Source organism: Alteromonas sp. G4i35 (genome assembly GCF_054960375.1).
In genome coordinates, this window is sequence record NZ_JBHNZD010000052.1 from 1 (window position 1) to 10,329 (window position 10,329).

The 10,329-nt window shown below is 41.6% G+C and carries 15 protein-coding genes; 4 read left to right on the plus strand and 11 right to left on the minus strand.

Annotated features, from left to right (window positions below):
- Positions 1–38: 38 nt before the first annotated feature.
- The 4 genes from istA to ACFI6L_RS19960 all read right to left on the minus strand — a co-directional run bounded on the left by istA (position 39) and on the right by ACFI6L_RS19960 (position 3,484).
- Positions 39–1,577, minus strand: a complete 1,539-nt coding sequence (gene istA / locus ACFI6L_RS19945; protein ID WP_462574674.1) for an IS21 family transposase — start codon at positions 1,575–1,577, stop codon at positions 39–41.
- Between the two features lie 142 nt (positions 1,578–1,719).
- Entirely contained in the window at positions 1,720–2,232 is a 513-nt protein-coding gene (locus ACFI6L_RS19950; protein ID WP_462574675.1) for a hypothetical protein, read from the minus strand.
- Positions 2,225–2,455, minus strand: a complete 231-nt coding sequence (locus tag ACFI6L_RS19955) for a hypothetical protein (protein WP_188731866.1) — start codon at positions 2,453–2,455, stop codon at positions 2,225–2,227. The genes ACFI6L_RS19950 and ACFI6L_RS19955 overlap by 8 nt, the downstream gene beginning before the upstream one ends.
- A gap of 603 nt (positions 2,456–3,058) precedes the next feature.
- Complete coding sequence (locus ACFI6L_RS19960) at positions 3,059–3,484, minus strand: hypothetical protein (protein WP_462574676.1); 426 nt, start codon at positions 3,482–3,484, stop codon at positions 3,059–3,061.
- A 257-nt stretch (positions 3,485–3,741) separates the two neighbouring features.
- Here ACFI6L_RS19960 and ACFI6L_RS19965 point away from each other — a divergent pair, with 257 nt between their 5' ends.
- Both ACFI6L_RS19965 and tenpIN read left to right on the plus strand, forming a co-directional pair.
- Positions 3,742–4,299: a recombinase family protein gene (locus tag ACFI6L_RS19965; RefSeq protein WP_188731862.1), complete on the plus strand. Its 558-nt coding sequence runs from the start codon at positions 3,742–3,744 to the stop codon at positions 4,297–4,299.
- Between the two features lie 215 nt (positions 4,300–4,514).
- Positions 4,515–5,003 (plus strand): type III toxin-antitoxin system TenpIN family toxin, encoded by a 489-nt coding sequence (gene tenpIN / locus ACFI6L_RS19970; protein ID WP_188731859.1) that lies wholly within the window; start codon positions 4,515–4,517, stop codon positions 5,001–5,003.
- A gap of 344 nt (positions 5,004–5,347) precedes the next feature.
- Here the strand turns inward: tenpIN and ACFI6L_RS19975 are convergent, their stop codons facing one another.
- Together ACFI6L_RS19975 and ACFI6L_RS19980 are read right to left on the minus strand one after the other, a co-directional pair.
- Positions 5,348–5,866: a helix-turn-helix transcriptional regulator gene (locus tag ACFI6L_RS19975; RefSeq protein ID WP_041156838.1), complete on the minus strand. Its 519-nt coding sequence runs from the start codon at positions 5,864–5,866 to the stop codon at positions 5,348–5,350.
- 2 nt (positions 5,867–5,868) lie between these two features.
- On the minus strand, positions 5,869–6,603 hold the full coding sequence (locus ACFI6L_RS19980) for a cytochrome b/b6 domain-containing protein (protein WP_041156839.1): 735 nt from the start codon (positions 6,601–6,603) through the stop codon (positions 5,869–5,871).
- A gap of 197 nt (positions 6,604–6,800) precedes the next feature.
- On the opposite strand from ACFI6L_RS19980, the gene ACFI6L_RS19985 reads away from it, so the two are divergent.
- Entirely contained in the window at positions 6,801–7,490 is a 690-nt protein-coding gene (locus ACFI6L_RS19985) for a VIT1/CCC1 transporter family protein (RefSeq protein WP_182127090.1), read from the plus strand.
- Positions 7,491–7,618: 128 nt separating this feature from the next.
- On the opposite strand, the gene ACFI6L_RS19990 is transcribed toward ACFI6L_RS19985, so the two are convergent.
- The 3 genes from ACFI6L_RS19990 to ACFI6L_RS20000 all read right to left on the minus strand — a co-directional run bounded on the left by ACFI6L_RS19990 (position 7,619) and on the right by ACFI6L_RS20000 (position 8,690).
- Positions 7,619–7,882 (minus strand): copper resistance protein B, encoded by a 264-nt coding sequence (locus ACFI6L_RS19990; protein ID WP_041156840.1) that lies wholly within the window; start codon positions 7,880–7,882, stop codon positions 7,619–7,621.
- A gap of 100 nt (positions 7,883–7,982) precedes the next feature.
- Complete coding sequence (locus tag ACFI6L_RS19995; protein ID WP_041156841.1) at positions 7,983–8,264, minus strand: hypothetical protein; 282 nt, start codon at positions 8,262–8,264, stop codon at positions 7,983–7,985.
- Between the two features lie 117 nt (positions 8,265–8,381).
- Entirely contained in the window at positions 8,382–8,690 is a 309-nt protein-coding gene (locus ACFI6L_RS20000; RefSeq protein WP_052481564.1) for a hypothetical protein, read from the minus strand.
- On the opposite strand from ACFI6L_RS20000, the gene ACFI6L_RS20005 reads away from it, so the two are divergent.
- On the plus strand, positions 8,689–9,267 hold the full coding sequence (locus tag ACFI6L_RS20005; RefSeq protein WP_041156842.1) for a Tn3 family transposase: 579 nt from the start codon (positions 8,689–8,691) through the stop codon (positions 9,265–9,267). The genes ACFI6L_RS20000 and ACFI6L_RS20005 overlap by 2 nt on opposite strands.
- A gap of 598 nt (positions 9,268–9,865) precedes the next feature.
- Here ACFI6L_RS20005 and ACFI6L_RS20010 read toward each other — a convergent pair.
- On the minus strand, positions 9,866–10,126 hold the full coding sequence (locus tag ACFI6L_RS20010; protein WP_462574678.1) for a ubiquitin family protein: 261 nt from the start codon (positions 10,124–10,126) through the stop codon (positions 9,866–9,868).
- On the minus strand, positions 10,119–10,329 hold a 211-nt coding region (locus ACFI6L_RS20015), incomplete at its 5' end, for a hypothetical protein (RefSeq protein WP_462574679.1). The genes ACFI6L_RS20010 and ACFI6L_RS20015, both read right to left, overlap by 8 nt.

Consider the following 10,329-nt stretch of genomic DNA (forward strand, 5'->3'; position numbering starts at 1 on the left):
TAGTTGCTCTTGTAATTGAGATTGTGTCATGGGGTTTCCTATTGATAGTAATGTTGGCCGCGGATATTGTGATGGGTGACAGGCTGCTCATCCTGCTCAACAGCGGTGCTCGGTATGCTTTCTTGATGATGTTTGAGTAAGTTCATCACCACACTCCGGTGAGGGCGTTCTAGCAGTAATGCCTTTTGGCAAGCGGCTTCAAGTCGCGCAGCACCATGTTGTTTAGTGAGGTTTAGGATAGCTAAGCAGCTTTTAATCGCTTGCTCAGGATGTTTGCGACTATGGATGTGCCACTGCACCACACCACGGGTACCCACACCGATATTCTCAGCCCAGTGCAGTAAGCGCTCAGCACTGAAGCGCTGTTTTACATGGCTGTCCGGCATGTGTTCTTTTTGGGTTGAGAAGCCGCCTTCTTTTGCTGATTTAGCGTGCTGTGTTACCAGTTGATTGTGATGATAGATGCTGACCACACTGCCACTTGCCTCTATGGTCACCGTGTTGCCCACTAAAGTGTGTGGTACAGAGTAAGCATGCTTTTGGTACAACACATGGTAATCCGGCCCTACCTTCGCCCATTTACTGTCGATGTACTCATACATGGTGCCAGGTAATGGCATTAAGGCTGGCTTATCGAGCAGTTCAAACTGTTCACGACGAGAGCCTGGGTATAAGCGTTGTGGCCGATTATTTAACTCTGCCATTAACACTTTAATCCGCGCATTTAGACCCGCTAGGGTGTAGAAGCTCTCACGTCGCAATCGCATTAATATCCAACGCTCAACAATCAGCACCGCATTTTCTGCTTTGGCTTTATCCTTCGGTTTATATGGGCGTGCAGGCACAATGGCACAGCCATAATGCCGCGCCATTTTGGCATAGTTTTCATTTAGCGTAGGCGCGTAGCGGTGGGCTTTGGTAACGGCCGATTTCAGGTTATCCGACACAAGTAAACGGGGTACACCGCCAAGGTGGCGGAACGTTCTTACGTGCGCCATTATCCAGTCTTCTTCACGTTGTGAGCGACCAGCTTCAACATAGGTGTAGTTGGTTGCGCCTAAGGTCGCAACGAAGATTTGTGCGTGATAACGAACTTCGCCCGTATCAGGATTGATGATAGGTACCGTTGGTCCGCAATAGTCAATAAACAACTTATCGCCTGCGATGTGATGTTGTCGCATACTGCGTTTCTGCTTTTTAAGCCACCGCTGATAGTGCTCGCAGAACTGCGTGTAGCCGTAGGCTGACGCACTATCCTCGGCGCAATATTCTTCCCACAGCAAGAGCTTAGTCATGCCTTTGCGCTTCAACTCTTGCTGCATTAGCATAAAGTCAGGCAGCCGTTTCTGGCGCTGAACGGGACCCGTGCTATACAACTGCGCTTCGAGCGTTTTATCGTTTAGCGCTTCCGGCAACGGCCACGATAAGTCACTGGATTTAAAGCGCGAGAGTATTTCACTCACGGTTGAAGGACCAAGACTTAAGCATTGGCCGATGTCTCGATGGCTTAATCCTACTTCGAATTTGAGACGCAGGACGTCTTTAATCTTTCTCATATCGGTTCTCTTTCTCGCCATGGCAGCTCATTCCTTCAATAAAGTGATGAAGTGGAGCTTACCAATTGATTTAATGAGAAAAAGAAGAAGATTTCGGGATTCCGATCAGTGATTTCGGAAAAACGTCATTTTTGATCGGATAACTCCGAAATAGGCGATCGGATTAGACCGAAATCAGTGATCGGATTGAACCGAAATGGGTGATCGGAATGGGCCGGAACATGCACGCTATAGCGTGTTTTTCAGATTGTGCTGAAGCGATCATGGACACTTGTTGGCTGGTATACGCTCTGCCTTTTTCGATTTCATCTTTAGTCGATTTGACGAAAGATAGACGATCTTTTTTATCGGAAATATCTAGTGCTTTGGTTACATTAAGCATCATTGCCTGGATAGCTTGACGCTCCTGATCTAGTGTTTTTTGTCCTACTTCTTCAGAACGAACATCAAGGTATTGCTTGGCTTGCTCGGGCGTAAGCTCTCTTAGACTGATGTTAAATTGTTGATTGACGTAACGAGCAACTTTTTTAAGGCAGTCGGTGTAACCTCGGGCAGTGCCTACAGATTTGATTGGCTTGTCTCGGCCTTGCATACGAGCCATAATTTTTGCAGCTTGTTTTTGTGCAATACTTTCCGCTTTTTGAGGGCTGAGTGGGCTTTTCCTAAATCTAGCCATTCTTTTTCACCCAGCGATATACTGTAGACCAAGCTACGTTTACTTTCTTTTCTTTAACTAGAAAGCGATGAATTTTGGCTGTTGTATTCCCCGCTCGATGAAGTGCAATAAGGATATCCGCGTATTCATCTAAACTTGATCGATAAAATCTCGGTTTTCTAATTGCTTTGGTTAACTGCTTTGCCTTCTCAGTCTCTTTTTTAACATCGAATTCTTCAATCATATTTTACCTATAATGAGTTGTTAGAAAATCATTCACTCGTTGAGTGAATGCGGTCCCAGATGATAAATACCACCTGGGCCGTTTCGCCCCAGTTCGACGCATAGCGTCAGGCTCGGACCGATCTCGCCTAAATCCTCATTACGTGTTAACGGCAGCTCGAAAGCGCCGATTTTTAAGATCGCCAAAAAATGCGGCGCGGCATGATTTATAGAATATTGAATTTTTCTTGTGGGTCTTCGTGACGTGTTGAAGGCAGCTCGAAAGCGCCTATTTTTTGAATCCGGAGCAGAAAGCTCACGGTTGTTTCATGAGTAATAATAGGGCAACCCACCCCCTTTGGCAAGGCCGGATTTTGTGCGTGTAAAAATATGCGCGCAAATGCTACAGGCCGCTGCGGACGCTGTGTAGGGACGAGTTTACGAGTCTTACACAGCGTCCGCGAGCGGACGGCCTTTAGCGCCAAGCCGCGAAGCGGTGAAGGCGCTATGAAAAGGGCCATTGCTCCTGATGCCCTTTTCCCAAAGGGGGTGGGTTGCCCGATGGCACGGTGTTAAATTTAGGCTGGGATAAGCGAAAAGAGGGAAATGTGTGACGTAGTCACACCTAGCATTTTTTACGTTGCTTTGCCCTATTTGCAACGGGAGGTTTTACCTCGTGGTAGCGGTCCTGTATGAGCATTGCCAGGTAATCTTTTAAGGTCATATCTTCAGCTGCTGCCAAGTCTTTCAGGTCACTATAGATATCCCTATCAAGCTCTATGGAAAGAACATCTTTCTTACGTCTTGATCTCTTTTTGCGAAGTGCAGCTCTAAGGGAGTTGAGCTGTTTATCTTGAAGGTATTTTTTACACCAGTTGTTTAGTTTTTCAGCTGTTAAATCTTCGTTAAACCGTATGGCTCGAAAGGTGTCTTTAGCTTCGTCTTCTTTTCCTAAATCATCGAAGTAAAGATAGTTTGGATCGTTCTTAAGTTTATTGGAGATATATGCCCAGGCATCTTTTTGATTTTCGTTAGTTATAGAAAAACGCATGTGTATTTCCTATCTGTGACGGTGTCACATAGTATAACAAATTCTGTGACACTGTCACAGGTAAATTAGGCATGCCTAATTTTAAAAATCACATATCGAGCATAGATGTCTTTAACTATGATGGCCATGTAAGTTGGGTGTATAAAAAACGGTAGTTTTTTATGCATAATAAAGTTACCTGGTAGTGATATCATTTAAAGAATGAATTGTGTATAAAAAGTCATATAATAATCTACGTATAGAAAAGGTATGAGATTATGATAATTGGGTACGCTCGCGTATCATCAGCACTGCAAGACACTGCTATGCAACTCGATGCGTTAAAAAAAGCAGGCTGTGAGAAAATCTTTCATGAAACTTATTCCGGTGCATCAAGAGATAGGCCTGAGCTTGAACGGTGCTTCGATGCGTTACGGGAAGGTGACTCTTTGGTTGTCTGGCGACTTGATCGGTTAGGTCGAAGTTTAAAAGACCTTGTTTCCTTGGTAAGTGAGCTTGAGGAGCGCAAAATAAAACTGAAGTCGTTGACTGAAGCTATTGATACAGCTACATCTTCAGGGACGTTGGTTTTTCATATTTTCGGTGCGTTGTCCGAATTCGAGAGAAATCTTATTCGAGAGCGAACGCAGGCGGGTCTTGCTGCGGCTAGAGCTCGTGGACGCAAAGGTGGAAGGCCTATGAAAATGGACAAGAAAGCTGTTCTTAAGGCCAGAGCAATGCTAACAGATCCTTCTATAACTAAAGGTGAGGTTGCGAAGCACTTTGGTGTTACGCGGATGACTTTAAACAAAGCTATCTTACTATATCAGGAGTGATAGCTTTTCTGCCTGTTATGGCGATAGTTGCAAATTGGTATAATATGCCCCATAATATAGATGTAGCTTGTGGCGGTAGGAACATCCCCACGTTAAAAACCCAAATTCCTTGTTTGTTGTGGCGGTAGGAACATCCCCACGTTAAAAACCTAAATTCCTTGTATTTGCTACCGAAAACCCCAGTTTAAGACTGGGGTTTTTCGTATGGAGACGAAGTGGAATTAAAGAAACTATCCCCCTCATTTTATACTGATAATGTACGTGTAGAACAAGCATTAGACTTTGACATGCAAGCCGGTTGTTGGCTTGATATTGATAATAAAGTTCGCGGGCATGGTGTAGTCAAAATCACTATACAAGGCCTGATGTTTGCTATACCTGTACGATCCCACATAAGGCACGAAGCTTCTTTCATTCTTCAAGTCGACAGAAAAAATAGGCACATAAAAGGGATGGGCCTAGATTACTCTAAAGCTCTTCTTATTAGAGATGAACGTCATGTAGCTGATGATGTATTTGTTTTGCGTAGCAAAGCAGCTGGTCGAAAGTTAGTTGATAAAGAAGAGCATATCACTAAGCAGTTTACCGGATACGTTGAGAAATATATTTCATCCGTCCAGAAAAATGACCGAAACGTATTGAATAGCTTTGAGTATCGATATACGACGTTGATTAACTATCATACAGAGTTAGGCATAAAGTAAAATTAGGCATGCCTAATTTAGATGCATACAAAATAACTTATAAAGTATTTAATTAATGTTGTTCAATGGGTGATTCACAAAATGATCGCCAAAAGTTTTTATCAAAGCCTTGTTCTTTGAGTCTCTTATTTTTCTCGAAACGTCCCTATAATCTCTGTACACAATTTTATATTGTTTTGTGTTCTGCTGAGCTTTATTTAGTTTTGTAATAGCTTCATCGTCAAACATACTTGAAGTCCAGAATTCAAAAACTAGATCTCGATCTCTCCAATCCGGATGCACTAGGGCGAAGGCTCTAAATATTGGTATCTGCTCAGAGAGCCGTTAATGGTTGTCGAGAAAATTCATGCTTTTACATTAGAGCCAGGAAGCAAATCCTCCAAGAAAAATGCAGCAAACTCAGCTCTATTTTTTAAACCTGCTTTTGCGTAAATGGCGCTAAGCTGAGTTCTTACGGTTTTCTCTGATGTATTCCGAAACTCACCAATTTCAACCAAGCTAAAACCTTTCAGCAACAAAAAAGACACTTGTTTTTCGGCCGGAGTAAGTCCCCATGCTGATAATTGATTTTCTATCATCAGGGACACTCCATCTATGTGTTCTTTCGCCTGAGAACGCCATTGCTCAGCTTCACGCTTATATGCAGCAGAATTTAGTTTTTCTTTGGATAAACTTACTCTTAAATTCAGCATATTTTTAAGAACAAAAATAACGCCAATAATTGCCATTAATCCAGCGCTTGCCTCAATAAAGACGTGCCAAAATGGCACGCCTTCATCAAAGTCTGTGATTAAGTCAGTAACGACCATAGCGCCAATTAAACCGAAGGTGGCTAATAAAAAAACTCGCTCTTTATTTCTCATTCTCAGTCGTGTTTTTCATACTCTTCATGTCTCTCATATTCTTCGTGCTCATTTCCTTCATTTTCTGCTAGCTGAAGCTTAGTTCCGAACACAGATAACGTCCTTGAGGGTTGGTCAAAATTCCCAACTAAGTATGCCGAAAAGCCTGCGATCAAAAACAAAAATAAGAGACCAATCCCGAAATGCCTAGAGACAGACTCAGTGGTTTCGGCTAAGTCTCGTTTGTAACCCGTTACCATGCTCATACCGATCGAATCTTTATGTTTGAGTTGGTGAAGAATAACACCAGCTATATGCAAAATGACCACAACGATAAAAGTATTGGCCAATAGCTCGTGAACCTCCTTCCAAGACTCCCCTACAACTCCGGTAGCCATCAAAATACCAACTCCCCCTAAGCCCAAGGCCAATATCATCATTACCAATGCAGCCCAACTAGATGCAGGATTGTGACCGACCCACGTTCTATTTGTTCCGGTTAATATTCCTTTAAGATATGCAACCAATCCGGACACATTCAAGGAAAAATCGGTAAACCGAGCGTGCCTGCTGCCAATTATTCCCCAGATCCCCCTCAATAATACGCTGAAGACCATTATTAAGCCAAAAATCATATGATAAGAAAAGGCCAGGTTGTCATCATCAACTGTATTTGAGATGGTAAAGGCGGCAATAAAAGAACCAGCAAAAAGCCAATGGAAGCACCTTGTAGGTAAATCGTAAACTCGAGTTTTCATTATTTCACCAATAGTGTGGAAAAAGAGGGTTCAATTTAGAAAATCTTCGAACACTATCAATCATATCGATGCCCTATAAACCAAAAGTTTTATCGTACTTATGTCTTATATGGCAACGTAATAGCATTTTTACGCCTAGTTTTCCATAATTTCTTTAACTAACATGTAGGTTAACAAAGCAATACAGAGGAATTTTCGTGAGCATTCATGAAGAACATAGGTCCCATCGTTCAGGGTGGTTGAGAGCCGCAGTATTAGGAGCCAATGATGGTATCGTGTCGACTGCAAGTTTGATTATAGGTGTTGCTTCAGCTGAGGCAACGCAGCAAAGTATTGTATTAGCAGGCGTTGCAGGTCTGGTTGCTGGTGCCATGTCCATGGCTGCTGGTGAATATGTTTCAGTTAGCTCTCAATCTGACACTGAAAAAGCAGATTTAGAACAAGAAAAAGAATCCCTTAAGAGCAATTATGAGTTTGAACTTAACGAACTTGCATACATATATGAACAACGTGGTGTAGATGCAGGCTTAGCTAAACAGGTTGCTGAACAGTTAATGGCGTACGATTCGTTAGCCTCTCATGCTCGTGACGAAATCGGGATAACCGATATTTCAATAGCCAGACCTCTACAAGCAGCTTTTTATTCAGCAATCACCTTCACTCTTGGCGCTTTATTGCCACTTATCGCTGCTTGGTTGGTTCCTCATCAGTGGATCATCCAGTCCGTTGCAATATTATCTCTTCTGTTTTTAGCTTCTCTGGGAACCATTGCTGCAAAGGCAGGAGGAGCTCCCATCCTTAGGGCTGCAATAAGAGTTTTATTTTGGGGAGCCCTAGCCATGATAATGACTTACATGGTTGGGCAATTTTTTGGGGTATTGGTTTAATATTAAATTAGCCGCGCAATTAATTTTAAATGGTAATAAGGCTTAAGTTACCGGTCGTCCCCAAAGACCGCTCTCATCCATTGCTCTTAAAGAAGCAACTTACTCGAAATTTTAATTGCTAAATAGAACTAAAACCAGACGCGAATACCTAATATAACTTCCATGAACTCCGTTGAATTTCCTTCCTGTAGTGTATAATCTGCTGTAGCACCAAATTGACGTTGCCATCGGAACCCAATATAAGGAGCGATTTCTCTTTCGAATTCATACCGCAGTCTTATACCCAATTGTAAATCATTAATTCCCTGCCCAACTCCAAAGTCTGGTACGTCATTTGCCGAGGCATTCAGTTCTAACCGAGGCTGAAGTATTAATCGCTGGCTAAATAGCATGTCGTAAGAAGGCTTTTCCTAAACAAAACTTATTTTTCACACATAGCAAATGAGAATTATTTACGTCGTCGATCGCAGTTAATTTAAGTCTGTGCGAGAGTTAGATGTTGATTAATTTTGCGATTTCCAGGTCAACCATTTTGAGACCATCAAGGCTCTCAAGCGCTAAATCGAGAGGTCTTGCTCCATTGAACGCATGGTTGTGATTTACCATCCTCATGTAACCATTAATATTCTCTTCAGAATTGAAACAGATTTTTAATGACTCATCTATTGCTGTTATCAGGCGGCATCGCTCTCTGAGCTCACAGGTAATTTCAAGTTCTGAAACATCTAAAAACGAATTCGAGCCAAGTAGATTATTTTTCTGTGGCTGGCTCAAACCCCATTTGTTGAGTATTTGCTCGGCATGCGTAGCTAAGTCTGAATTGGAACTTTGATTCAGATTCTTAATTTTGGATATCGCTAATAATTGATTGCTAGCCGCCAGGCTCCCAAATTAAGTCAACCAATCTTCACTCACTTCCCAATAACGAATTGCTGTAGAAAAATCGTCTACTACTAATTTAGAGTCTATTAGCTTAACTTCTAGTTTTCCCTTTGTTCCGGCATAAGTCCAAAAGTGACCAGAGAGTCTCTTTTGTTCGCCAAATTCAACTAAAGATAGCTGTGCAGCTCCCTTTCTAATATTGTTTTCGAAGTCGCTATCTTCCTCATTAAATATGTAGGCTAACAGCTTCAGCCCAGCATTTTCATCATAAATAAGTTTCTCAACTTTAGAAGCGGTGTTTGCAGGTTTGCACTTCATGGATGTTGCCTTCGCACCTCGAATAAAGAACGTTCATAGTCAAACGCTGTATGCCTATGATTCCAAAACTACCCAGAAGCATTTCGATTCTCCATTGGATCCCAAAACACAAATTAATAAGAAATTGATATTGGAAAATTGGGACGACATTTTACGACTTATGGCATCAATGAAGTTAATGCGTTGTAGCGCTTCACAAATGCTGAAAATGTTATCTGGTAGCGAACGGGACAATATTTTATACAAAGCATTTAAAGAATTTGGAAGACTACTGAAGACCCACTTCATCTTGAATTACATCGATGATGAAGAGCTTAGACAGAATATACAAAAGCAGCTGAATAGGGTTGAACTCGGGCAGAAGCTAGCGGACAAGGTATTGTTCGGTAGGAATGGAAAGCTTCAAGTAGGCTTGCAGGATGAAATACAGCTGGTTATGGCTAGCAACACGTTACTGCGTAATATCATCATATTGTGGAATTACCTGTTTTTATCTGACTACTGCGTGTCGCTCAACTCCCAGGATGAACGCGCTGAGGTAATTGAATCAATATCTACTGGCTCAGTCATTTCATAGGCGCACATTAATTTTATGGGAATTTATGAATTTAACCCTGAAAGTAGAAGCCTGTTTGCCGCAAGCTTAAAACAGATGAAAAACGTAGTTATATAGCATTAAAAACAATTGGTTACGGAAATTTATCGTAATTTAGTGACCTAAACGGTATTTCAGCCAATTTGGCTCGTCTCGGGAACGACAGATCTAATCGTGAAATGTCCTCGCCAGCCCTAGACACTCTTTGTCTCGCAGCATCCGGAGTTAGTTTCAACGTGTTAACTAGGTACTCCGTTATTTCAGAGCTCAAAGCTGGTCCGTGTTTTTTTAGGTATTTATGAACCAAATTATTCATGTCACACTGCGCTATATATACAAGATGAATTAGTAAAGGACCAAAAGAAAAAGCCTAACAGAGACCCCTTTAAAATTGGGGGCTACAGAGGTGTTCTTTTTGGTTTTTAACTAAGAGTGTCACAGTCGCCAAAAAAAGGCTATGGCTTGTGCTATAGAGAGAGCGGGAAGTTCAATTTGGCATGCCAAATTGAGAATTAGTTAAATAAATATATTAAGTACTTTATAAGTATTTTTAAAATACTTATAAAGTACTTTTAATGTGTTAGCTCTTTTGCGACATTTGTTTCTCTGCGGCTAATAGTGCTTGCTGCCTTATATAAACAGCGACTGGAACACCAAGCTGTTCAGCTGCTTCTTCTATTAACTTATATTCAGAGTCATTCATATTCATAGTAAACCTGGGCTTTCTTTTTTTCTCTTCAGGAATAGAAGGCCTGCCCATTTTTACTTCTTTATTATTTGAACCTGACTCCCAGCTGCTCTTTGAGTCAGATTTTGATTCTGTTATCCAATCCTTAGCCATTAGACATCTCCAGGATTTTTGTAACCAGAGTTTTTACTTCATTTCGGGCTCTGGTTGTTCCGTTTAAGTTATCGGTGTTGCGTGTGAAAATAGTTTTGTAGTCATTCATGGTTCTTGCATATATTGCTAAATAACTAATTAGCTCGTGTTCCGGCGCTAAATGAGTTCTAACTTCTTTTTGATCACTCACTCTTTTGTCGAAG

Bases quoted from the DNA above. Each gene is read 5' to 3' on its own strand.
- ACFI6L_RS19950 (WP_462574675.1), bottom strand. From the start codon at position 2,232: ATGGCTAGATTTAGGAAAAGCCCACTCAGCCCTCAAAAAGCGGAAAGT.
- ACFI6L_RS19955 (WP_188731866.1), bottom strand. From the start codon at position 2,455: ATGATTGAAGAATTCGATGTTAAAAAAGAGACTGAGAAGGCAAAGCAG.
- ACFI6L_RS19990 (WP_041156840.1), bottom strand. From the start codon at position 7,882: ATGCTATTTAGCCAGCGATTAATACTTCAGCCTCGGTTAGAACTGAAT.
- ACFI6L_RS19980 (WP_041156839.1), bottom strand. From the start codon at position 6,603: ATGAAAACTCGAGTTTACGATTTACCTACAAGGTGCTTCCATTGGCTT.
- ACFI6L_RS19975 (WP_041156838.1), bottom strand. From the start codon at position 5,866: ATGAGAAATAAAGAGCGAGTTTTTTTATTAGCCACCTTCGGTTTAATT.
- ACFI6L_RS20000 (WP_052481564.1), bottom strand. From the start codon at position 8,690: ATGAAGTGCAAACCTGCAAACACCGCTTCTAAAGTTGAGAAACTTATT.
- ACFI6L_RS20010 (WP_462574678.1), bottom strand. From the start codon at position 10,126: ATGGCTAAGGATTGGATAACAGAATCAAAATCTGACTCAAAGAGCAGC.
- ACFI6L_RS19965 (WP_188731862.1), top strand. From the start codon at position 3,742: ATGATAATTGGGTACGCTCGCGTATCATCAGCACTGCAAGACACTGCT.
- istA (WP_462574674.1), bottom strand. From the start codon at position 1,577: ATGGCGAGAAAGAGAACCGATATGAGAAAGATTAAAGACGTCCTGCGT.
- ACFI6L_RS19960 (WP_462574676.1), bottom strand. From the start codon at position 3,484: ATGCGTTTTTCTATAACTAACGAAAATCAAAAAGATGCCTGGGCATAT.
- ACFI6L_RS20005 (WP_041156842.1), top strand. From the start codon at position 8,689: ATGGATGTTGCCTTCGCACCTCGAATAAAGAACGTTCATAGTCAAACG.